Genomic DNA, 20,912 nt, shown 5'->3' with positions numbered 1-20,912 from the left:
CGTAGGCCCGTCCCCGTGACGGGCGCACGGCGGGCCGTTCCCGCGATACACGTTTCGCTGTACTCTCACGATCATGGAGACGGTGACGCTCACGCACACGGCCGCCCTCGCGCGGCTGGGCCACGCGCTGTCCGACGAGACCCGAGCGCGGATCCTGCTCGCGCTGCGCGAGGCGCCCGCGTACCCGTCCGACCTCGCCGACGCGCTCGGCGTGTCCCGCCAGGTCATGTCGAACCAGCTCGCCTGCCTGCGTGGCTGCGGGCTCGTCGAGGCGATCCCGGACGGTCGGCGGGTCTGGTACCGGCTCGCCGACGGCCACCTGGCGCCGGCGCTCGGCGACCTGCTCGCGCTCGTCGTCGCCGTCGACCCCGGCTGCTGCGGCCCCGACTGCGCGTGCGCGTGACCGCCGCCGCCCCGTCCCTCGGCCCCGCCCGCCGCGCGGTGCTGCAGCGGCGCATCCGCCTGGTCGTCGCCGCGACGATCGCCTACAACGCCGTGGAGGCCGTGGTCGCGCTGGCGGCCGGCGGGGCCGCGTCGTCGGCGGCGCTGGTGGCATTCGGGCTGGACTCGGTGGTCGAGGTGCTGTCCGCCGCCGCCGTCGCCTGGCAGTTCGCCGCGCGCGACCCGGAGACCCGCGAACGGGCGGCGATGCGGGCGATCGCGGTGTCGTTCTTCGGGCTCGCCGCGTTCGTCGCGGTCGACGCCGCCCGCGCGCTCCTGGGGGCGGGGGAGCCGGAGCACTCGACGGTCGGGGTCGTGCTGGCGGCCGTGAGCCTGGCCGTCATGCCGGGGCTGTCCTGGTTCGAGCGGCGCACCGGCCGGGAGCTCGGGTCGGCGTCAGCGGTGGCCGACTCCCGGCAGACGCTGATCTGCTCGTACCTGTCGGCGGTGCTGCTCGTCGGGCTGCTGCTCAACGGCGCGCTCGGCTGGTGGTGGGCGGACCCGGTGGCGGCGCTGGTGATCGCGGGCTTCGCGGTGCGCGAGGGCGTCGAGGCCTGGCGCGGCGACGCGTGCGGCACGCCGCTGGCGGAGCTGGTCGGTGGGGACGCCCGGACCGAGGACGACGACTGCTGCTGACACCCGGGACGTCGGTGTGCAGCCGCGCGGCCCTGGTCGGGTTCGCTGCCGACGCTCAGCCGCCGCCGTACGTCCGGTGACGCCACGCGGCGTACTCGCGCTGCCGTCGCGTCCTCAGGCGCCCGCCGAGCCGCGCGCCGGCCACCGCCCCGCCCGCCGCGCCGACCGCGAGCCCCACCCCGACCAGCACCGGGTACGACGGCACGGGATCGCCACGCCGGACGCTCACGCCGAGGTCCGCGCCCCGGGCGGCCGGCCGCGGGTCGAGGGACGCCACGACCTCGACGCCGCCGCGCCCGGCGTGCACCTCCGTCCCGCCCTCGAGGCTCGGCTCGACCTCCCTCACCTCCCACCCGTCGCCGGCCAGCGAGGCGGTGAGCCCCACGGGGTCGGGCGCCGCGTCCGTCTGCGCGTGGCTGAACACCTGACCCCGGTAGAACGCCGGCGGCCACGCACCGGAGACCACCGGCGGATCGATCACCGTGAACCCCTCGGGGACGACCTCGGCGGCCGCCGAGCGCAGCTCGTCGTCGCTCGGCTGCACGAGCCCGTAGTGCGCGGCGGCCGCGGCGGCGCCGCCCAGCCCGGCGGCGGGCAGCGCGAGCGCCACGGCGACAGCGGTCCGGAGTGCGACGCTCACCCGGGCGACGCTAGCCCGCCGCCCGTCGACGCGGGCGACATCCGCGCACGTCACCCGATCGGAGGGCGGGTCACGGCGTGCGGGCGCCGGGGCGCCGGTCGCGCCTCTGGGCACGTCGCGCCACCGGCGCACTCGCATGCGCCACCTCGCGTGCCGGATGCGGGGCCTGCTGGACGCGGCCCCCGGCGTCCTGACGCGCGGGCTCGCGCGGCCGCGCGCGGACCCGCCGAGGCCGCAGCTGTTGCGGGGTTCGCGGTCCCGGAACCCCGCGACGTCTGCGATCTCGGGGACCGAGGGCTGCGCGCGGGTGCGGCGGAGGGGGCGTCAGCCGGCGGCGACCCCGTCGAGGAGGGCGAGGCTCGCGGCGACGATCTCGGCCTGCGCCTGCGCGCGGGGGACGGCCGGGGTGCCGTCGCCCGGCTGCGGGCCGTAGTCGGCGAAGAACGCGTGCACCGCGCCGTCGACCTCGGTGAACGTCGTGGCGGCCGGCAGGTTCGCACGCGACGCGTCGACGTCGGCCGGCGTGGTCAGGCCGTCCTCGGAGCCGGACACCGACGCGACGACCAGGTCCGCGTCCGCCATGTCGCCCAGCGGGTACGACGCGTGCAGCAGCAGGCCGTCGACCTCGTCGTCGTGCGCGGCCGCGAAGGACGAGGCCGCCACACCGCCGAGCGAGTGCCCGCCGACCGCCCACCGCTCCACACCGTCGAACGCGGCCATCGCCGACGCCGACTGGCCCGGCGAGGTGAGCGCGATGCCCAGGGGCTCCTTCAGGGCGACGACCAGGTATCCGGCCTCGGCGAGCGGGCGCAGGACGGCGGCGGTCGCCCGGACGTCGACCCGGGCGCCGGGGGAGTAGACCAGGCCGGTCGTCGGCTCGGCCCCGCGCGGGACGAACGCGTACCAGCCGGCCGACTCCCGGACCTCGACGGCGTCGTCGCCGCGCAGGGCGTCGAGCGCGGTGTCGGTCGCGGGGAACGGCCGCAGCCACGCGGTCCCGGCGGCGAGCACGGCGAGCAGCGCGAGGCCGACCCCGGCGCCGGTGGCGCGCAGCACGCGCCGGCCGCGGGGGCGCGCCGGGCCCGGGCCCGCGGCGTGCTCGGCGTGGGGCGACGCGGCGGTCGCGCTCGTGACGTCCGGCCGTCGGGTGCCGGCCGACGGGCCCGCGTGAGACGCCGTCGCGCGCCGCCGGGCGCGGTGCCACGCCAGCGCCGTCGCGACGAGCAGGACCACCCCGGCGATCGCACTCACCGCGAGCAGCGCGCCGAGCGTCCAGTGCTGGTGCGGGACGGCACCGCCGGCGGTCGCGAGCACCCACGCGGGGGCGGCGAGCAGGGCGAGCCCCACGAGCGCACGGAGGGTGAGCCAGGTGGTCCGTCGGGTCATGACCCCCACTCTAGGCGGTCCTCAGCATGCTGAGCATTCGGCGTGACCGCCGTCGAGTGGAAGGTTCTGCCGGACACGCCCGGGGCGTGTCCGGCAGAACCTTCCACTGAACCCCGGGTCGCGGCCCACGGCGGCGAACCGCCCGCCCCCGGGAGAGCCGGGGACGGGCGGTCGGCGCGGGCGGTCAGCCGCGGGCGCGGAGCGCGACGACCACCTCGTCGAGCAGGTCGTCGATCGCGTCCTGGTCGTAGCCCTCGCGGAACTTCGTCGCCTGGAAGCGCTGGTTCAGCACGTCCTCGGGCGCGAGCGACCCGTCGGTCCCGTCCAGCGCAGCCGCGGCGCGCTCGGCGAACTCCTCGACCTCACCCTGGTCGTAGCCCTCCCGGAACGTCGTGACCGGGGTCGCGGCGAGCCGGGCGCGCAGCTGCGCACCGGTGAGGCCGGACCCGCGGCTCGGGGCCCCAGCCGGCTCGCCGCTGGTCGGCTTCCCGGCCGCGGTCCCCGACGTCGCCGAGAGCATCGGCGCGTCGGGCCCGCGGAGCAGCCTCGTCAGCCAGGACATCCGCGCGCCCGGTCAGTCCGCGGTGCCGTCGGCGCCGGCCGCGGGCCGGTCGGCCGGGGCGTGCACCGGGGCGACGGCCGCGTGGCTCTGCGCCGGCACGGCGTGCCCCGCCGCCGGGGCCGAGCCGCCGCCCAGCCCGCGGACCAGGTCGAGCAGGTCGATCCCCGTCTGCGCCTTGAGCATCGTCGCGAGCTCCTGCACACCCGTCGAGACCTGGCCGGGCAGCCGCGAGGCGCCGTCCTTGTCGATGATCGTGATGTCGTCGATCGTCCCGAGCGCGTCGGCGTACGGCTGGGCGAGCTTCGGCAGCGCGTCGAGCACCATCTGCAGCCGCGCCGACTCCGGGAACGCCTGGTACGCGTCGGACTCCGCCTTGATCGCGGCGGCGCGGGCCTCGCCCTGGGCGCGCTCCGCGGCGGCCTCGGCCTCACCGCGCGCCTGGATGCCGTCGGCCTCGGCGCGGGCGATGGCCAGGGCGCCCTCCGCGCGCCGCTGCTGCTCGATCAGCGCGGCCTCGGCGCGGGCACGGGCGGCGGACGCCTCGGCGTCGGCCTGCGCGGTCGTGCGCTGGGCCTCCGCCTCGGCCTTCCGGATCGCCGAGGTCTTGAACGCCTCGGCCTCCTGCTCGGCGGCGTACTTCCGGGCGTCGGCCTCCTGGGCCGCCTCGTACTTGCGCGCCTCGGCCGGCTTGCGGACCTCGGTCTGCAGCTCCTGCTCGCGCAGGGCGGCGCGGCGCAGCGCCACCTGCTCCTGCTGGATCAGGACCTCCTGCTGCGCCTCGGCCTGCGCACGCTCCTGGGCGGCGGCGGCGTCGGCCTGGGCGGTCGCGGTCTCCTGCGCGATGGTCGCGTTGCGGAGCGCGAGCGCCTTGTTCGACTCGGCGATCTGCACGGCGGCCTCGTTCGACCGCTCGGTGCTCTCCTGCCGCGCCTGGGCCTCGGCGATCTCGGCGTCGCGGGCGACGGCGGCGGCGCGCGGGCGACCGAGGTTGCGGATGTACTCGCCGGTGTCCTCGACGGTCTGGATCTCGAAGTTCTCCAGGATCAGGCCGCGCTCGGCCAGCATCGGCACCGCGATGTCCTTGACCTCCTTCGAGAACTCCTGGCGCTCGTAGAGGATCGACTCGACGGTCAGCGTGCCGGCGATCGTGCGGAGCACGCCGACGAGGACCTCGGAGGTCTGCTGCTCGATGACCTGCTCCTGGCTGCGGCCCGCGAACCGCTGCGCGGCCGCGCGCACCATCCGCTCGGTGCCGCCGACCTTGACGACCGCGATCGACCGCAGCGTCACGCCGACGCCGGACTTGGTGGTGGCGTCCTCGGCGGCGACCGGGAAGCTCTGCGACGCCAGCGACAGGCGGACGACCTGCTCGAAGATCGGCTTCACGAACGTGCCGCCGCCGATCACGACCCGCTGGCCGGACAGGTCGGTGGTCTCGTCGCCCGTCTCGGGGTTGATCACCGGCTTGCCGCTCTTGCGGCCGGTGATGATCAGCGCCTCGTCGGGCGTGGCGATCTTGAACCGGACCTTGGCGTAGATCGCGCCGACGATCGCGACCGCGATCACGACGACGACCGCCAGCACGACGATCAGGGCAGTTCCTGCGAGCTCCATGGGACTCCTCGGGCACGGCCGCGAGGGCCGGTCGGTCGGGTGGGCTGCCCCGACCCTAAGGGGACGCACAGCCCGCGGTCAGCCGTTTCGCTGACGCATCACCCCGTCGTCGCCGAGGTCGACGGTTCCGCGCCGGAGAGCGGCGTGTCGCCGCGGCGTGTCGTGCGGAACCGTCGACCTCGCGCCCGCGGCTACGCCGGCCCGACCCGGAGCGCCGTCTCCGCGTCGTCGGCCGCCCACTCCTCGTCCGTCAGGAGGCGGCTGCGGATCAGGAAGCGGACGCCCTCCGGGGCCTCCAGGCTGAACCCCGCGCCACGGCCGGGCACCACGTCGATCGTCAGGTGGGTGTGCCGCCAGTACGCGAACTGGCTGCGGCTCATCCACACCGGCACGACGAAGTCGTCGTCGACCTCGAGGTCGCCCAGGTGGACGTCGGCGTCGCCTGTGAGGAACTCGCCCGCCGGGTAGCACATCGGCGACGACCCGTCGCAGCAGCCCCCGGACTGGTGGAACATCAGCTCCCCGTGCTGGTCCCGGAGCCGGCGCAGCATGTCGGCGGCGGCCGGGGTGTGGTCGACCCTGCTCATCGTGCCTCCCTGCCCGCGGGGCCCCGGGCGTGCGGGGCCCCGCGGGGTGCCGGTCAGAAGAACCCGAGCTTCTGGCCCGAGTAGGACACCAGCAGGTTCTTGGTCTGCTGGTAGTGGTCGAGCATCATCTTGTGGTTCTCGCGGCCGACGCCCGAGCCCTTGTAGCCGCCGAACGCCGCCGCCGCCGGGTACGCGTGGTAGCAGTTCGTCCACACCCGCCCGGCCTCGATGTCGCGGCCCGCGCGGTAGGCGATCGCCGACTCGCGGGACCACACGCCGGCTCCCAGGCCGTACAGGGTGTCGTTGGCCGTGTGGATCGCGTCCGAGTAGTCGGAGAACGACGTCACCGCGACGACCGGGCCGAAGATCTCCTCCTGGAAGATCCGCATGGAGTTCTTGCCCTCGAAGATCGTCGGCGTCACGTAGTACCCGCCGGCGAGGTCGCCGTCGAGCTCGGCCCGCGTCCCGCCGGTGAGCACCTTGGCGCCCTCCGCCTTGCCGATGTCGATGTAGGACAGGATCTTCTCGAGCTGGTCGTTGGACGCCTGCGCGCCGATCATCGTCTCGGTGTCGAGCGGGTTGCCCTGCTTGACCGCCTCGGTGCGGGCGATGGCGTCGGCGAGGAAGCCGTCGTAGATCGACTCCTGGATCAGCGCGCGCGACGGGCAGGTGCACACCTCGCCCTGGTTGAGGGCGAACATCGTGAACCCCTCGAGCGCCTTGTCGTAGTAGTCGTCCTTCTCGCGGGCGACGTCCTCGAAGAAGATGTTCGGGCTCTTGCCGCCGAGCTCCAGGGTCACCGGGATGATGTTCTGGCTGGCGTACTGCATGATCAGCCGCCCGGTGGTGGTCTCGCCGGTGAACGCGATCTTCCGGATCCGCGGGCTGGACGCGAGCGGCTTGCCCGCCTCGACCCCGAACCCGTTGACCACGTTGACGACGCCCGGGGGCAGCAGGTCCGCGATCAGCTCCATCAGCAGCAGGATGGACGCCGGCGTCTGCTCGGCCGGCTTCATCACCACGGCGTTCCCCGCGGCGAGCGCCGGGGCGAGCTTCCAGGTGGCCATGAGCAGCGGGAAGTTCCACGGGATGATCTGCCCGACGACGCCCAGCGGCTCGTGGAAGTGGTACGCGATGGTGTCGGCGTCGATCTCGGAGATCGAGCCCTCCTGCGCGCGGACCGCCCCGGCGAAGTACCGGAAGTGGTCCACGGCCAGCGGCAGGTCGGCGGCCAGCGTCTCGCGGACCGGCTTGCCGTTCTCCCAGGTCTCGGCGACGGCCAGCATCTCGAGGTTGTCCTCGATGCGGTCGGCGATCTTGTTGAGGATGACGGCCCGCTCCGTCGCGGACGTCCGCCCCCAGGACCGCGCGGCGCCGTGCGCGGCGTCCAGCGCCCGGTCGATGTCGGCGGCGTCGCCGCGGGCGACCTCGGTGAACGTGCGGCCCGTCACCGGCGACGGGTTCTCGAAGTAGCGGCCGGACGCGGGGGCGACGAACTCGCCGCCGATCCAGTGGTCGTAGCGCTCGCGGTAGGTGGCGGGGCTGCCGGGCTGCCCCGGCGCTGCGTAGACGGTCATGTGCGCCCTCCGTGCAGGCTGACCGGCCGTCCGGGGGTGCCGGTGGCGGCCGGGCGCGCCGCCTCGTTGCGGCGCGTGCCCCGGACGCTAGGTCGGCGACGGTTGCAGGTGCGTTGCACCGCAGGTGGTGCCGGTGCCCGGGCGGCCGATCACCGCCAGGGATGCGCCGCCGGCCCCGTGCCCAGCCGGCGCACGAGCAGGTCCAGGCGCCCGGCCGCGCGGGCGTGCGCCGCGGAGCCGGGCGGCGTCACGGCGACGAGGCGCTCCCACGCCTGCCAGTCCTCGGCGCCCTCCTCGCGGTCGAGCCAGCGCTCCAGGACGACCGGGTCGGTGGCGTGCAGCGCGGCGGCCCGGACGTCCGACGCCAGGGCGTCCCGCACCTGCTCGACGCCCGGCGCGCGCGACCGCGGCAGCACCGGCCCGGAGTACCGGTCCATGGCCGCCCGCGCGTCGCCCGCGGCCAGCGCCTGCCGGACGCTCGCGACGTCGGTGCCGAGCGGGCCGGCGAGCCGGTACGGCCGCGACCGGTCGACCAGCGGCCCGGCAGCGCGACGGAGCCGGGACACCTCGGCACGCACGGCGACGTCCGACATCGCGTCGGGGTGCAGCAGCACGGCGAGCTCGTCGGCGTGCAGGCCGCGGGGGTGCTCGGCGAGCAGGAGCAGCAGCTCGGCGTGCCGCAGCGACAGGGTGCGCGCGGGGGCGCCGGGGCTGTGCAGCACGCCGGAGCCGGGGCGGAGCACCTCGAGCCGGGCGGCGGCGGGCGCTGCGGGACCCCCGACCGGCCACCCCGCGACCACCGGTGGTCCCGGCCACCCGGTCCCGCCCGCCGGTCCCGGCCCGCGCGCGAGGACCCGGGCCCGCAGGTCCGCCTCCACGGCCGCGGCGGTGGCCCGCACCAGCGAGAGCATCAGCGCCGACGCCGCCGCGTCCCGGCCGGTGACGTCGAGCGCGCCGAGCGCCTGGCCGGTCGGGTCCCGCAGTACCGCCGCGGTGCAGCTCCACGGCTGCACCGCTCGGGTGAAGTGCTCGGCGCCGAGCACCTGGACGTCGCGCCCGGTGGCGAGCGCCGTGCCGGGGGCGTTCGTCCCCGCGTGCGCCTCGGCCCACGCCGCGCCCTCGACGAACCCGACTCCCTCGACGGCCCGCCGCACGCGCGCGTCGCCGGCGACCCAGAGCAGCCGGCCGTCCGCGTCGGTCAGCGCGACGAGGAACCCCTCGGTGACCGCGGCGTCGAGGAGCAGCCCGCGCACCACCGGCAGCGCGTGCTGCAGCGGGTGCTCCGACCGGTAGGACCGCAGGTCGGCGTCGGTGAGCGCCACGGGAGGCGCCGGGCGCTCGGGGTCGACGCCGCTGCGCAGGCTGCGCCGCCACGAGTCGGCGACCACGGCCCGGACCCCGTTGACGGTCCCGGTACTGAGGAACCGCTCGTGCGCGGCGTGCAGGGCGCGGCCCCCCGCGAGGGACCGCGCGCCGGGGCGGAGCAGGTCAGGTTCCTCGCCCGGCACGGCCCACCCCCTCGACGTCGTCGTCGCGGGGCCAGTGTGGCCCGCGCGGCGCCGCGGCGCCAGGGTGCGGGCGGCGATAGTCATCCGCCGGAAGACTGCTGGGCGATCGCGACCGCGATGCACCACACGCCGAACAGGCCGACGCCGGTCAGGACGGTGTGGGCGTGCACCCAGCCGAACGCCTCCGGCCATCGTCGGCGGTAGTCCTTGGCCTGACTCGCGGCCGTCGTCTCGTACGTGACGGCGGCCGCGAGCGGCGCGAGCACCGCGCGGCGTCGGCGGTCGTCCGTCGATGCGACGCGCAGGAGGGGGCCGCCGTCGCGGTCCAGCAGTACTGCGTATCGGTGCACGTAGGACGGGTTGGTCCAGTGCGCGCAGTCCACCACCGCGACGGCGGCGACCTGGTGCGCGGCGACCCACCCGCGCCGGCCCCACCACGTCCGCCACGCGATGCCACTCGGATCGACCGTCAATCCAGAGAGCCGGGCGCGGGGCGCTCGGGATCTGCGGGGCCTGGCTGGCCCGGGTGGGCGTTCGCCGATCAGCATCGCCGCAGCCACGGTCCGGACGAGGGCCCAGGACCACCGTGGGCGCACAGGAGGTGGCGCGGCGTGCACGTCGTCATCATCGCGGTCTCGGCGGCGTCGGGGGATCCGCTCTCCGGGTGAGACGCGGCCGCGCGAGCCGACCGAGGTGACGGTGCCGGGCGAGCTCGCCCGCGATGCGCCGCTCGGAGGGGTGGCCGGGAGTGCCGGGGCGCTGCGCCGACCGGGTGTCCGCCGTTCGGGGGAACGCGGTGCTCTCCTCGACCGGGGGTGCGCGCGGACGGCGACCGGCCCCGCGGCGCTGAGCAGGGTCATCACGTCCGCCGCTCGCGACGGTGCGGCCGGGGGGTCGATGCCGTCCGCGCGGTCAGCGACGGGTTCACCCGGGAAACCCCACAAAACAGGACAAAACCCTCCCTACGCTCGCGCTCGGACGCGCCGGGACCGGGCGTGCCAGGGGGAGGACACCGTGCGGACCAGGCTGCTCGCGCTCGACGACGTGACCGACGCGGAGACGGAGGCCTGGCACCGGCTGGCCGACCACGCCGCCGAGCCGAACGTCTACCTCGACCCCCGGTTCCTGCTGCCCGCGCGCGACCGCGGGCGGGCGGCTGCGGACCTCCGGGTGCTCGTCGTCGACGACGGCCCCGAGTGGCTGGCGGCGCTCGCGGTGACGACGAAGCCGCTCGCCCCGCGGCTGCCGCTGCGCGCGGCGACGACGGGTGGGTCGTTCATGACGGGGCACGCCGACCGGCACCACCCCCTGCTCCGCGAGGGACGGGAGGTCGAGGCGCTCCGCGCGCTGCTGCGCGGGGCGCGGTCGACGGGGCTCCCGGGGCTGCTCCAGCTGCAGCACCTGCCGCTCGGCGGGGCCGTCGAGCGGGCGCTGGCCGAGGTGGTCGCGACCGGCGGCGCGGCGGTGCTGGAGCGCCGGCGGCAGGTCGCGGCGTTCGCGCCCCGGACGGCGGTCGCGGTGCCGGAGGTGCCCGAGGGCCCCGGGCCGCTCGTCGACCCGCCGCTCGCCTGGGACCACATGGCGACCGACGAGCGCCGGAACATGCGCCGAGGCGTCCGCGGGCTCGCCCGCGAGACCGGTGGACCGGTGGAGCTGCACGACGTGACCGACGACCCGCGTGCGGACGACGACTTCATCGCGCTGCAGGTCGCCGGCTGGAAGGGGGACGCCGGGCGCGGGGGCGCCGCGCTCGCCCTCGACCCGGTCGCCGAGCGCTGGTTCCGCGCTGTTGTCGGCGGGTTCCGGCGGGACAAGGACCTCCGGGTCGTCAGGCTGGCGGCGGGCGGCACGACCCTGTGGACGGGGTACGCGCTGCGGTCGGGTTCGGCCTGGTTCGGCTTCCTCGACGCGTACGCCGAGGCGCACCGGCGGTACAGCCCGGGGTCGATCGGGCGGGTGGCGAACATGACGTACCTGCTCGCCACCACCGACGCCCCGTTCTTCGACCCGGCGTTCGACGCCCGGTACGCGACCGGGGCCCGCATCTTCCCGTCGACCCGCCCCCACGTCGACCTGCTGGTGGCCACCGGCGGACCCGTGGCCGGCGCGGTGCTCCGCGCGGTGCCGGCCGCACGCCGCCTGGGCCTGGTCCCGGGCTGACCCCGGTGGCCGGGGGCGCGCCGCCGCGGGGGAGCCCGCGTGGGACGCTGGGGCCGTGAGACTCCGCCGCACCGTCGTGGCCGCCGAGGTCCCGTCCGGCTTCCACGCCGCCGAGGCCCGCGCGCTCCAGGTCGCCCTGACGCAGGTGCTGACCGGCGTCGAGCGCGCCGCCGGCCGTCCCGTGCCCGTCGACGTCGTCCTGGAGGCGGGACGGGACGGCGCGGTCGTCGTCGTGTGCCGGAACCGGGTCGTCGGCTTCGTGCCGGCCGCGCACGCCGCCGGGCTGCGCGCCCAGGTCGACCGGGCCGGCCGCCGCACGCACGTCGAGGCGCCGGGCACGGTGGCACGGCACGGCGGGCTCTGGCACGTGTGGGTCGGCCCCGAGCCCGAGGGTGGGCTGCCGCCGGTGCCCGACGGGCTGGACACGCTCCCCGAGCCGCCGCCGACGATCCTCGGCGTCCCGCTGCGTCGCGACGGGGCCTGACGGCCTCACGCCCCGGCGAAGAACCCGCCCGGCGCGATCCGGTCGCTGAGCCGCGGCGCGTAGTGGTCGAAGAACACCCGCGCCACGAGCTCCCGACGGCTCCCGACGCCGGCCTTCTCGAACACCGCCTTGAGGTGGTCCTGCACCGTCCACGGCGACAGGTGCAGGGACCGCCCGATCTCCTGGGTGCTCTCGCCCTGCAGCACCGCCGCGACGACCTCCTGCTCCCGGTCGGTCAGCCCGAACGCGGCCACGACCAGCGGCACGATCTCCGGCGGTCGCGCCTCCTCGATCGTGACCACGACCTGGGGCGGTGCGCCTGCCGGCCCGGTGAGCGGCGCCGCGTGCACGACCAGCCACTCGCCGGCCGGGGTGCGCACCCGCAGCCGCGGCACGGTGCCGAGCCGCCCGCTGCCCAGGGCGCGCGCGGCGGCGGTGATCGCGGCGACGGGGTTTGGCAGCGCGCCCCACGCGGACCCGCCGAGCTCCGCGATCCGCGCCTCCGCCGCGGGGCTGAGCCGGCTGACCGAGTCGTCCGCCTCGACGACCAGGACCGCCGGGCCGGCGCCCGGCCCGGCGCCCGGCTCGGCGTCGGGCTGCGACGCGACCGCCGTGACCAGCCCGGCCCGCACCCCGAGCGCGATCGTCCGGGACACCCGGCCCAGGAAGTCGGCCTCCGCCGGGCTGAACCCGCCGGTGGTTCCGCTGCGGTACAGCGCGACCGCCGCCCACGGCGTCCCGTCGACCAGCGCCGCGGCCCGCATCTCGTGGTCGAGCGCCCAGTGCGGCACGAACACGTCGCGGTGCCGGCTGCTCCGCTCCGGGTCACCCCCGGTGTCGTCCGCGAGGATCCCGACGGGGCGCTCCCGGCGGGCCAGCGCCGAGAACAGGTTGACCTCGTCGGTCACGTACTCGTGCCGCAGGAACTCGGCGTCCATCTCGTCGCCGAGGTTCCGCTTCACCGACCCGGTGAGCAGGCCCGTGTCCGGGTCGACGGGGCCGATGCACGCGGCGTCGTAGGGGACGGCGGCTGCGAGCAGCTCGACCGCCCCCGCCACGAACGCGTGCCACTCCAGCCCCGACCGGGCCAGGGAGTCCAGCCCGCGCCGCACGGGCTCCGTCCGGAGCGTCGTCATGCTCCCGATGGTGCTCCTGTCCGGTTCGCCCGGAAAGACCCATTTTCTGCCGCGCGGGCCGAGCGTGGGAGGAGCGCGAGGCGACCACCCAGGTTCCTGGGATACCGCGGGTCGGTCCGGTGCCGCGACGCTCGACGGCATGGTCATGGAGATCGCGGCCCGCGAGCCGCTCGGCACCACCCTGCTCGACGAGCTCCGCGCCGCCGTCGCCGGCGCCGTGCTCGGCCCCGGCGACCCCGAGTGGGACGCCGGACGCCTGCCGTGGAACCGGCTGGTCGACCAGCAGCCCCTCGCCCTCGTCGTCGCGGCGGGCGCCGCGGACGTGGCCGCGACGGTGCGCTGGGCCGCCCGCAACGGAGTCACCGTCAGCGCCCAGCCCAACGGGCACGGCGCGAGCGCCGCGCTCGACGGCACGGTCGTGGTGCGGACCGCCGCCCTCGACGACATCTGGGTGGACGCGGACGCCCGCGTCGCCCGGGTGGGCGCGGGGGTGAAGTGGGGCGACCTGCAGACCGCGCTGGACGGCACCGGCCTGACCGGGCTGATCGGCTCGAACCCCGACGTCACGGTCGTGGGCTACAGCCTGTGCGGCGGGCTGTCCTGGTTCAGCAGGGCCTTCGGCCCCGGTGCCGCGTCGATCCGGGCGGCCGAGGTCGTCGACGCCGCCGGCGAGCTGCGCTGGGTGCGGCCGGACGACGCGGTGGACGCGGACCTGCTCTGGGCGCTGCGCGGGGGCGGCGGGGAGTTCGCACTCGTCACCGCGCTCGAGCTCGACCTGCACCCCGCGCCGCGGATCTACGGCGGCCTGCTGGGCTACCCGGCCGAGGCCGCGGGAGCCGTGCTCCGGGCGTTCCTGGACGTCACCCGGTCCGCGCCGGAGGAGCTGACCGCGTGGTTCACGCTGATGCACCTGCCGGACGCACCGTTCGTCCCGGCGGAGATGCGCGGGCTGTCGCTCGCCGTCGTCACCGCCACCTACCTGGGCGACGCCGAGTCCGGCGAGCAGCTGCTCGCCCCGCTGCGCGCCGCGGGGCCGGTGCTGCGGGACACCTTCCGGAGCGTCGCGCCCGGCGAGGTGGGACTGCTCGCCGAGGAGCCGGTCGACCCGGTCCCCGCCGTGCTCGCGGGGACCCGGCTGCACGGTTTCGACGACGACGCGGTGGACGAGCTGCTCCGCGTCGCCGGTGCCGGCAGCGGCACCCCGCTGCTGCAGGTGCAGCTCCGGCACGTCGGCGGCGCGCTCGCCCGGGAGCGGGTGCCCGCCGCCGCCGGCACCGCCGACGAGCCCTACCTGCTCACCGGTCTGACGATCGTGCCCAGCCCGGACCTCGCGCCGCTGGTGTCGGCCGCGCTGGACCAGCTGTTCACCACCTTCGCGCCGTGGAGCACCGGCACGGCGCCGCTCACGTTCCTCGACCGCGACGAGTCGATTTGGCGGGCCTACCCGGCCGCGACGATCGACCGGCTGCGGGCGGTCAAGGCCGCCGTCGACCCCGAGGGGGTCTTCCGGGGCAACCGCCCGGTCGACGCCTGACGAGCACGGCGCGCGGGCCGGTCCCCGGCAGGGGGGTGGACCGGACCGCGCGCCAGGGTGCCCGCGCGGCTCACCGCCCCGCCGACCACGCCCACCGGATCAGCGGCCACTGCAGCGGCAGCCGCGCGAGCGTCACGCCGGCGCGGACCGCCCGCGCCGGCGACCGGTGCCGCGCCAGCCCGCCGACGCCGTCGACCGCCATCTGCACGTTCGCCGGGAACACGCCGACGAGCAGCGCGGCGCTCGCCGCGCCCGCCAACCGGCGGGTCGCCGGGACGATCAGGCCGGCCGCGCACGCGAGCTCCGCCACGCCGGACGCGAGTACGAGGTCGCGCGGCCGGGGGAGGGCGCGGGGCACGGCGGGCTCGAACACCCGGGGGCGCGCGAGGTGGATCGTGCCCGAGACGACGAACGCCGCCGCGACGACCCGCGCGCCGCGGCCGAGCGGGCGGGCGGCCGCGGCGGCGGCGGACCGGGGCGCGGCGGTCGGGGATCGGCGGGTCACCCGGACATCCTCGCCGGGTGCACGCCCGCCGGCACCCGGGCCACACTGGGACGATGACCGCACGTCGGGTGGTGGTGCACGGGCAGGTGCAGGGCGTCGGCTACCGGGCGTCGATGGCCGCGGAGGCTCGGAGGCTCGGCGTCGTCGGCTGGGTGCGCAACCGCGCCGACGGCACTGTGGAGGCGCTCGCCGAGGGCCCGGAGCAGGCGGTGGCGGCGCTCGCCGCGTGGGCGTGGCGCGGCCCGCGGTTCGCCGACGTCGAGCGCGTCGAGGAGCACGACGCCGCCCCGGAGGGCGGCTCGGACTTCACGATCGCGGGCTGACCCCCGCGCCGGCGCACGCCCGCCCACGCCCGCCCGCGCCCGCCCGCGCCGCCCGCCGAGATCGGCGGTCCCGCCCGAGATCGGTGCTCCTGAGCGCCGATCTCGGCGAGAGGCACCGATCTCGGCGGCGACGGGCGCGCCGCGGTCAGGCGCCCGGGACGATGACCGCGCGCCCGCGGATCCGGCCGGCGTGCAGGCGCTCGTACGCCTCGGTGGCCCGGTCCAGGCCGAACTCCTCGACGTGGATCGTGAGGGCGCCGCGTCGCGCGAGCTCCACGACCTCCATGAGCTCGGTCCGCGAGCCCCAGTTGATCGCGCGACCGTTGACGTCGAGCGGCACGGTCGTCTGGCCGATCCGCACGGCGCCCGGGGCGACGCCCACGACCACGACGTCGCCGCCGACGCGCACCATGCCGCCCGCCAGGTCGGCGGTCGGCTGGATGCCGACGAAGTCGAAGACCACGTCCGCGCCCAGGCCCCGGGTGAGGCCCTTGACGGACTCGATCGCGTCCGAGTTCGACAGGAACGCGTGGTCGGCGCCGACCTCGCGGGCGAACGCCAGCTTGTCCTCGGCGACGTCGAGCACGACGACGGTGCTCTGGGTCAGCGCCTTGAGGATCTGGATGGCGACGTGGCCCAGGCCGCCCGAGCCGATCACGACGGCGGTGGTGCCGGGCGTCAGGCGCGGGAGCGCGGACTTCACGGCGCGGTACGGGGTGAGGCCGGCGTCGGTGAGCGAGACGTTGCGCACCGGGTCCAGGTCGCCCAGCGGCACGAGGTGCCGGGCGTCGTCGACGATCATGTACTCGGCCATGCCGCCGTCGCTGAAGATGCCGGGGGCGCGCATGCCCTGCTCGCAGTTCTGCTCCTCGCCGGAGGCGCAGGCGTAGCACCGGCCGCAGCCCCACGGGCCGTAGACCAGGACGCTCTCGCCGACCTCGACGCCGTGCACGCCCGCGCCCACCTGCTCCACGACGCCCGCGACCTCGTGGCCGAGCGTCAGCGGCAGCGGCTTGAAGGAGTAGTCCTCCGCGGAGGCGCTCATGATGAACTCGTCCGAGTGGCAGGCGCCCGCGGCGGTGACGCGGAGCAGCACCTCCGACGGGCCGGGCGCGGGGGTGGGGACCTCGACCAGCTCGGGGCGGGCGCCGATCTCGCGGTACTGCAGGGCCTTCATGACAGCGACTTCTTCCTCCGGGGAGACCCCGGTGCCTGGTAGATGCATCCACCATACGCTTGAACCGTCAACTACCAAGCGGTCGGGATCGTGGTCGTCATCGCACCGTCGCGTGTGTCGGCGGTCACGTCTACCGTCGGAGCATGAACGTCGTCCTGATCCCGGGTTTCTGGCTCGACGCGTCCTCCTGGGCGCCGGTCTCCGCGGCCCTGGAGGCCGCCGGGCACACCCCGCACCCCGTCACGCCGCTGGGCGCCGGCGGCGCGGCGGACGAGGTCGCGGGCATCACGATCGCCGACCAGGCTGCCGCGGTCGTCGCGATGATCGACGGCATGGACGGCCCGTTCGTGGTCGTCGGCCACAGCGGCGGCGGCGCGGTGGCGCACGCGGTCGCCGACGCCCGGCCCGACCGGGTCGAGCAGGTGATCTACGTCGACAGCGGCCCGCTCGGCGAGGGCGGCGTCGTCAACGACGAGCTGCCGGTGGTCGACGGCGTGGTGCCGCTGCCGGACTGGGGCGTGTTCGAGGAGGAGGAGCTGGAGGGCCTGACGGACGAGATCCGGGCCGACTTCCGCGCCCGCGCGCTCGCCGTCCCGCCCCTCGTGGCCAACGGGGCGCAGCGGCTGCACGACGAGCGCCGGTACGACGTGCCCGTCACGCTCATCACCTCGACCATGCCGGAGGCGGTGCTGCGCGACCTCATGGCGAAGGACCACCCGTACGTGCGCGAGCTCGCGCGCATCCGGGACGTGACGATCGTCGAGCTGCCGACCGGGCACTGGCCGCAGCTCAGCCGCCCGGACGACCTGGCGGCGGCCGTCGTCGCCGCGGTCGAGGGCGAGGCCGACGCCGAGGAGGCCATGGCCGTCCCGACGTGAGTTTGCTATGGTCGACTTTAGTAAAGTCAACCATAGTAAAGTCGGTTGATTGTCAGGAGGCAGGCGGTGCGCTTCGTCGGTCGGGCTCGTGAGCTGCGCGAGCTCGAGCGGCAGCTCGCTGTCGTCCGGTCGGGCACCCGCGCCGACGCCGGCGTGGCCGTCCTCGTCCGCGGGCGTCGGCGCGTCGGCAAGTCCCGGCTCGTGGCGGAGCTCGTGGAGCGCTCGGGGCTGCCGTCGGTGACGTTCCAGGCGGCTCGCGGGGCGCCCGCGGCCCAGGAGCTCGCGCTGCTCGCCGAGGCGGTCGCCGACTCCGACCTCCCGGGCGCCGACGTCGCTCGCGGCTCCACGCCGACGACGCTCACCGCCGCGCTCACGCTGCTCGCGGCCGCCCTGCCCGACGACGCGCCCGCCGTCGTGGTGCTCGACGAGCTCCCGTGGCTCCTCGAGCAGGTCGACGGCGGCGCCGGGGAGCTGCAGCGCGTCTGGGACGCGCGCCTGTCCCGCAAGCCCGTCCTGCTGCTCCTGGTGGGGTCCGACCTGGCGATGATGGAGCGGCTCACCGCACCCGACCAGCCGTTCTCCGCGCGCGGCACGGAGCTGGTCGTCGACCCGCTCAGCCCCGCGGAGATCGCCGCGATGACGGGCCTCGGCGGCGGAGCCGCGTTCGACGCCTACCTGATCACGGGTGGTCTGCCGCTCGTCGCCCAGGAGTGGGAGCCCGGGGAGCAGGCCGCGGCCTTCCTGCACGCGTCGCTGGCCTCGTCCACCAGTGCGCTGGTGGTGTCCGGGACCCGCGTGCTGGACGCCGAGTTCGGCGAGGTCTCCCTGGCGCGGCAGGTCCTCACGGCGATCGGCGGGCGCGGCGAGCGCACCTTCAGCGGCATCCAGGGCGCCGCCCGGGGAGGGCCGATGAACGCCACCTCCCTCACCGCCACCCTGCGCGCGCTCGTCGACAAGCGCGTGGTGGCCGTCGACGAGCCGCTGTCGTCCGCGGCCGCGCCGAAGAACCGCCGGTACCGGATCGCCGACCCGGCTCTCCGGTTCTGGCTCGCGTTCGTCGAGCCCGCGCTCGGCGAGGTGGACCGCGCCCGGCCCGACCTGGCGCTGTCCCGGATCGACCGGGGCTTCGCGGCCTGGCGAGGCCGTGCGGTGGAGCCGGTGGTGCGGGCCGCGCTGCACCGGCTGCTCCCCGACGCGGGCTTCCCCGACGTGTCGGCGGTCGGCGGCTGGTGGCCGAGGAGCAGCGTGCCCGAGATCGACCTCGTGGGCGCGGCGGGCGCGCCCGGGCCGGTCCGGCTCGTCGGGACCGTGAAGTGGCGGGCCGGTACCCCGCTCCGCGGGTCCGAGGTGGGCGCCCTCGCCGCCGACGCCGTCGCGGTGCCCGGGGTGACGGCCGCGACGCCGCTCGTCGGCGTGTGCCCCGCGGGCGCCGAGCAGGGGACGCCCCTGGCAGCCTGCTGGACCGCCGACGACCTGCTCGGCGCCTGGCCGGCCTGACGCGCCGCCCGTCTCACCCTCCTGCCAGCGTGGATGACACGTCAGGCGCGCGTCACCTACCATCGGCCGCGACCCGCCGGAGCCGCGGGCCGCGACAGGGGACCGCGGCACGCCACGCCGCTCCGGGCGGGCGGACGGCCCGCGCCGACCCGCGGGCGAGGCAGGCGGACCCCGGAGAACGGCACCGTGATCAGGATCGGCATCGTCGAGGACGACGCGGCGAGCGCCGCGCTGCTCCTCGACCACCTCCGTCGGTACGAGAAGGACCACGGCGAGCAGTTCGAGGTCACCCGGTTCGCCGACGGGGCCCAGGTCGTCGCCGGCTACCGTCCGGTGTTCGACATCCTGCTGCTCGACGTCGAGATGCCCGAGCTCGACGGGTTCAGCGCCGCCGAGAAGATCCGCCAGGTCGACCGGGACGTCGTGATCGTGTTCATCACGAACATGACGCAGTACGCGATCAAGGGCTACGAGGTCGACGCGCTGAGCTACGTCCTCAAGCCGGTGCCGTACTTCGCGTTCTCCCAGGAGATCAAGCGCTCGATCGCGCGGCTGCGCCGCCGGTCGGCCGACTACCTGCTGCTGACCGTCGACGGCGGCCTGGTGCGGGTCGCGACCGACGACATCGTGTTCCTGGAGTCGGCCAAGCACCGCACGACCGTGCACACGGTCGACGGCCGGTACTCGGTGGTCGGCCCGCTGAAGTCGCTGGAGGCGGAGCTCGAGGGCAAGAGCTTCTTCCGGAGCAACAGCGGCTACCTGGTGAACCTGCGGCACGTGCTCGGGGTGCAGGGCAGCAGCGCGCTGATGGTCGGCGGGCACGACCTGCTGATCAGCCGGCCGCGCAAGAAGGCGTTCCTCGCGGCGCTCACCGACTACCTCGGGGCGCGGCACGCGTGATCATGGAGACGCTGCCGGACATCCCGCGGGTCCTCACGGGCATCGCGGAGTGGGCGGCGTGCCTGCTGTACGTCCTGCTGCGCCGCCAGCGCCTGCCGGTCCGCCGGCTGGTGCTGGTCGCCGCGGTCGCGCTCGGCGTGCTGGTCGGGGTGCAGGAGCTCGCGGACCAGCTGCCGCTGACGCTGTGGTCGCTCGGCATGGCCGCGGCGGTGGCCGCGATGTACGCGTTCATCGTGACCGCCGCGCGGGTGTCGGCGCGGGACGCGGGGTACTTCGCCGCGCGGGCGCTGGTGCTCGCGGAGCTGGTCGCGGCGGCCCACTGGCAGATGCACTGCTTCTTCTTCCTGCCCGACGACCGGCCCGGCGTCGCGTGGCAGGTGGCGTTCGGCGTGGTCATGTACGCGGCCTCGTTCGTGCTGGTGTACCTGATCGAGACCCGGCACTTCCGGCCGGCGCAGCCGCTGGAGGTGACGTCCGGCGAGCTCGCCTCGGCGGTGGCGATCGCGCTGGTGACGTTCTTCATGAGCAACATCAGCTTCCTCAATGCGAACACGCCGTTCAGCGGCCGGCTGGGGCTGGAGATCTTCTACATCCGCACGCTGGTGGACCTGTGCGGGTTCGTCGCGCTGTACGCGCAGCAGGGCCAGCGGCTCCAGCTCCGGGCCCGCGCGGACGTCAAGGCCGTCGACGAGATGCTCCGCCGGCAGCACGAGCAGTACCTGCAGTCGAAGCGCAGCATCGAGGTCGTCGACCGGAAGTACCACGATCTCAAGCACCAGATCGCGGTCCTCCGCGCGGAGAGCGACGAGGGGAAGCGGGCGTCCTACCTGGACGACCTGGAGGCCAGCGTGTCCGGATACGCCGCCCAGGCGCGCACCGGCAACGGGGTGCTCGACGTCATCCTCACGTCCAAGAGCCTGGAGTGCGCCGAGAAGGGCGTCGACCTCACGTACGTCGCGGACGGCGCGACCATCGACTTCATGTCGGCGATGGACGTCTCGGCCGTGTTCGGCAACGCCCTGGACAACGCGATCGACGCGGTGATGGCGGTGCCCGAGCCGGAGAAGCGGCTGATCAAGGTCGCGCTGTACGCGACCGGTGGGTTCGTCCTGGCGACGTTCGAGAACTACTTCGACGGCACGCTGAAGACCGAGGACGGCGCGATCGTGACCCGGCGCGCGGACCGCGACCGGCACGGCTACGGGCTGAAGTCGATCCGGCACACGGCGGAGAAGTACGGCGGCTCGATGACCGTGAGCGCGGAGGACAGCTGGTTCGCGCTGCGGATCCTGCTGCCGGTCCCGGCGGCCAGCCGCACCGACGGCCCCGGCGCGCTCGCGCGCTGAGGTGCCGGCGGGCCGCCGGGC

20 protein-coding genes and 1 pseudogene are annotated in these 20,912 nt (G+C 75.9%); 10 read left to right on the top strand and 11 right to left on the bottom strand.

What is annotated here, in order from left to right; all coding sequences use genetic code 11:
- Nucleotides 1-73 precede the first annotated feature (73 nt).
- Both FS882_RS00640 and FS882_RS00635 read left to right on the top strand, forming a co-directional pair.
- Entirely contained in the window at nt 74-403 is a 330-nt protein-coding gene (locus tag FS882_RS00640; RefSeq protein WP_147794496.1) for an ArsR/SmtB family transcription factor, read from the top strand.
- Nucleotides 400-1,077, top strand: a complete 678-nt coding sequence (locus FS882_RS00635) for a cation transporter (RefSeq protein WP_158369797.1) — start codon at nt 400-402, stop codon at nt 1,075-1,077. Before FS882_RS00640 ends, FS882_RS00635 begins: the two co-directional genes overlap by 4 nt.
- A gap of 55 nt (nt 1,078-1,132) precedes the next feature.
- Here the strand turns inward: FS882_RS00635 and FS882_RS00630 are convergent, their stop codons facing one another.
- From FS882_RS00630 to FS882_RS00595, 8 genes and pseudogenes are all read right to left on the bottom strand, one after another.
- The gene (locus tag FS882_RS00630; RefSeq protein WP_158369795.1) at nt 1,133-1,717 is read right to left on the bottom strand and encodes a hypothetical protein; all 585 of its coding nucleotides are present in this window, start codon (nt 1,715-1,717) and stop codon (nt 1,133-1,135) included.
- Between the two features lie 324 nt (nt 1,718-2,041).
- Nucleotides 2,042-3,103 carry an alpha/beta hydrolase gene (locus tag FS882_RS00625; protein ID WP_158369793.1) on the bottom strand — a complete coding sequence of 354 codons (1,062 nt, stop codon included), beginning with the start codon at nt 3,101-3,103 and terminating at the stop codon, nt 2,042-2,044.
- A gap of 196 nt (nt 3,104-3,299) precedes the next feature.
- A pseudogene (locus FS882_RS21480) lies at nt 3,300-3,431 on the bottom strand (DivIVA domain-containing protein); the annotation flags it as partial.
- Nucleotides 3,432-3,677: 246 nt separating this feature from the next.
- Entirely contained in the window at nt 3,678-5,279 is a 1,602-nt protein-coding gene (locus FS882_RS00615; protein ID WP_158369791.1) for a flotillin family protein, read from the bottom strand.
- A 191-nt stretch (nt 5,280-5,470) separates the two neighbouring features.
- A complete protein-coding gene (locus tag FS882_RS00610) occupies nt 5,471-5,866 on the bottom strand; it encodes a DUF779 domain-containing protein (protein WP_158369789.1) in 396 nt (131 codons plus the stop codon).
- Between the two features lie 53 nt (nt 5,867-5,919).
- Nucleotides 5,920-7,443: an aldehyde dehydrogenase gene (gene adh, locus FS882_RS00605; RefSeq protein WP_158369787.1), complete on the bottom strand. Its 1,524-nt coding sequence runs from the start codon at nt 7,441-7,443 to the stop codon at nt 5,920-5,922.
- 149 nt (nt 7,444-7,592) lie between these two features.
- Nucleotides 7,593-9,035, bottom strand: coding sequence for a transcriptional regulator (locus tag FS882_RS00600; RefSeq protein WP_262347969.1), 1,443 nt, complete (start codon nt 9,033-9,035; stop codon nt 7,593-7,595).
- Nucleotides 9,032-9,424 carry a hypothetical protein gene (locus FS882_RS00595; protein ID WP_158369785.1) on the bottom strand — a complete coding sequence of 131 codons (393 nt, stop codon included), beginning with the start codon at nt 9,422-9,424 and terminating at the stop codon, nt 9,032-9,034. Before FS882_RS00595 ends, FS882_RS00600 begins: the two co-directional genes overlap by 4 nt.
- Nucleotides 9,425-9,965: 541 nt before the next feature.
- On the opposite strand from FS882_RS00595, the gene FS882_RS00590 reads away from it, so the two are divergent.
- Both FS882_RS00590 and FS882_RS00585 read left to right on the top strand, forming a co-directional pair.
- Nucleotides 9,966-11,111: a GNAT family N-acetyltransferase gene (locus FS882_RS00590; protein WP_187365053.1), complete on the top strand. Its 1,146-nt coding sequence runs from the start codon at nt 9,966-9,968 to the stop codon at nt 11,109-11,111.
- Between the two features lie 55 nt (nt 11,112-11,166).
- Nucleotides 11,167-11,595, top strand: coding sequence for a hypothetical protein (locus FS882_RS00585; protein WP_158369780.1), 429 nt, complete (start codon nt 11,167-11,169; stop codon nt 11,593-11,595).
- A 5-nt stretch (nt 11,596-11,600) separates the two neighbouring features.
- Here the strand turns inward: FS882_RS00585 and FS882_RS00580 are convergent, their stop codons facing one another.
- A complete protein-coding gene (locus FS882_RS00580) occupies nt 11,601-12,731 on the bottom strand; it encodes a helix-turn-helix transcriptional regulator (RefSeq protein WP_158369778.1) in 1,131 nt (376 codons plus the stop codon).
- Nucleotides 12,732-12,870: 139 nt separating this feature from the next.
- On the opposite strand from FS882_RS00580, the gene FS882_RS00575 reads away from it, so the two are divergent.
- Nucleotides 12,871-14,265 (top strand): FAD-binding oxidoreductase, encoded by a 1,395-nt coding sequence (locus tag FS882_RS00575; protein ID WP_222848081.1) that lies wholly within the window; start codon nt 12,871-12,873, stop codon nt 14,263-14,265.
- A 70-nt stretch (nt 14,266-14,335) separates the two neighbouring features.
- Here FS882_RS00575 and FS882_RS00570 read toward each other — a convergent pair whose 3' ends face one another.
- Nucleotides 14,336-14,770 carry a DoxX family protein gene (locus tag FS882_RS00570; protein ID WP_158369776.1) on the bottom strand — a complete coding sequence of 145 codons (435 nt, stop codon included), beginning with the start codon at nt 14,768-14,770 and terminating at the stop codon, nt 14,336-14,338.
- A 53-nt stretch (nt 14,771-14,823) separates the two neighbouring features.
- On the opposite strand from FS882_RS00570, the gene FS882_RS00565 reads away from it, so the two are divergent.
- On the top strand, nt 14,824-15,093 hold the full coding sequence (locus FS882_RS00565) for an acylphosphatase (protein WP_158369774.1): 270 nt from the start codon (nt 14,824-14,826) through the stop codon (nt 15,091-15,093).
- Nucleotides 15,094-15,238: 145 nt separating this feature from the next.
- Here the strand turns inward: FS882_RS00565 and FS882_RS00560 are convergent, their stop codons facing one another.
- Nucleotides 15,239-16,270, bottom strand: coding sequence for an NAD(P)-dependent alcohol dehydrogenase (locus FS882_RS00560; protein WP_158369772.1), 1,032 nt, complete (start codon nt 16,268-16,270; stop codon nt 15,239-15,241).
- A gap of 143 nt (nt 16,271-16,413) precedes the next feature.
- Between FS882_RS00560 and FS882_RS00555 the strand changes: the two genes are divergently transcribed.
- The 4 genes from FS882_RS00555 (at nt 16,414) to FS882_RS00540 (ending at nt 20,891) form a co-directional block, all read left to right on the top strand.
- On the top strand, nt 16,414-17,148 hold the full coding sequence (locus FS882_RS00555; RefSeq protein ID WP_158369770.1) for an alpha/beta fold hydrolase: 735 nt from the start codon (nt 16,414-16,416) through the stop codon (nt 17,146-17,148).
- 66 nt (nt 17,149-17,214) lie between these two features.
- On the top strand, nt 17,215-18,645 hold the full coding sequence (locus FS882_RS00550) for an ATP-binding protein (protein WP_158369768.1): 1,431 nt from the start codon (nt 17,215-17,217) through the stop codon (nt 18,643-18,645).
- Between the two features lie 186 nt (nt 18,646-18,831).
- Entirely contained in the window at nt 18,832-19,545 is a 714-nt protein-coding gene (locus FS882_RS00545) for a LytR/AlgR family response regulator transcription factor (protein WP_222848080.1), read from the top strand.
- A 2-nt stretch (nt 19,546-19,547) separates the two neighbouring features.
- The gene (locus FS882_RS00540) at nt 19,548-20,891 is read left to right on the top strand and encodes an ATP-binding protein (RefSeq protein WP_158369764.1); all 1,344 of its coding nucleotides are present in this window, start codon (nt 19,548-19,550) and stop codon (nt 20,889-20,891) included.
- Nucleotides 20,892-20,912 lie beyond the last annotated feature (21 nt).

The sequence above is a fragment of the Cellulosimicrobium cellulans genome (assembly GCF_007679345.1).
GTDB classification, from domain to species: Bacteria; Actinomycetota; Actinomycetes; order Actinomycetales; family Cellulomonadaceae; genus Cellulomonas; species Cellulomonas cellulans_A.
This window is presented reverse-complemented; position numbering and strand designations above follow the sequence as displayed.

What these genes read in the sequence shown, in the direction of transcription:
- FS882_RS00640 (WP_147794496.1), top strand. Translation starts at nt 74, where the DNA reads ATGGAGACGGTGACGCTCACGCACACGGCCGCCCTCGCGCGGCTGGGC.
- FS882_RS00625 (WP_158369793.1), bottom strand. Translation starts at nt 3,103, where the DNA reads ATGACCCGACGGACCACCTGGCTCACCCTCCGTGCGCTCGTGGGGCTC.
- FS882_RS00615 (WP_158369791.1), bottom strand. Translation starts at nt 5,279, where the DNA reads ATGGAGCTCGCAGGAACTGCCCTGATCGTCGTGCTGGCGGTCGTCGTC.
- FS882_RS00610 (WP_158369789.1), bottom strand. Translation starts at nt 5,866, where the DNA reads ATGAGCAGGGTCGACCACACCCCGGCCGCCGCCGACATGCTGCGCCGG.
- adh (WP_158369787.1), bottom strand. Translation starts at nt 7,443, where the DNA reads ATGACCGTCTACGCAGCGCCGGGGCAGCCCGGCAGCCCCGCCACCTAC.
- FS882_RS00600 (WP_262347969.1), bottom strand. Translation starts at nt 9,035, where the DNA reads ATGACTATCGCCGCCCGCACCCTGGCGCCGCGGCGCCGCGCGGGCCAC.
- FS882_RS00580 (WP_158369778.1), bottom strand. Translation starts at nt 12,731, where the DNA reads ATGACGACGCTCCGGACGGAGCCCGTGCGGCGCGGGCTGGACTCCCTG.
- FS882_RS00575 (WP_222848081.1), top strand. Translation starts at nt 12,871, where the DNA reads ATGGTCATGGAGATCGCGGCCCGCGAGCCGCTCGGCACCACCCTGCTC.
- FS882_RS00565 (WP_158369774.1), top strand. Translation starts at nt 14,824, where the DNA reads ATGACCGCACGTCGGGTGGTGGTGCACGGGCAGGTGCAGGGCGTCGGC.
- FS882_RS00560 (WP_158369772.1), bottom strand. Translation starts at nt 16,270, where the DNA reads ATGAAGGCCCTGCAGTACCGCGAGATCGGCGCCCGCCCCGAGCTGGTC.
- FS882_RS00555 (WP_158369770.1), top strand. Translation starts at nt 16,414, where the DNA reads ATGAACGTCGTCCTGATCCCGGGTTTCTGGCTCGACGCGTCCTCCTGG.
- FS882_RS00540 (WP_158369764.1), top strand. Translation starts at nt 19,548, where the DNA reads ATGGAGACGCTGCCGGACATCCCGCGGGTCCTCACGGGCATCGCGGAG.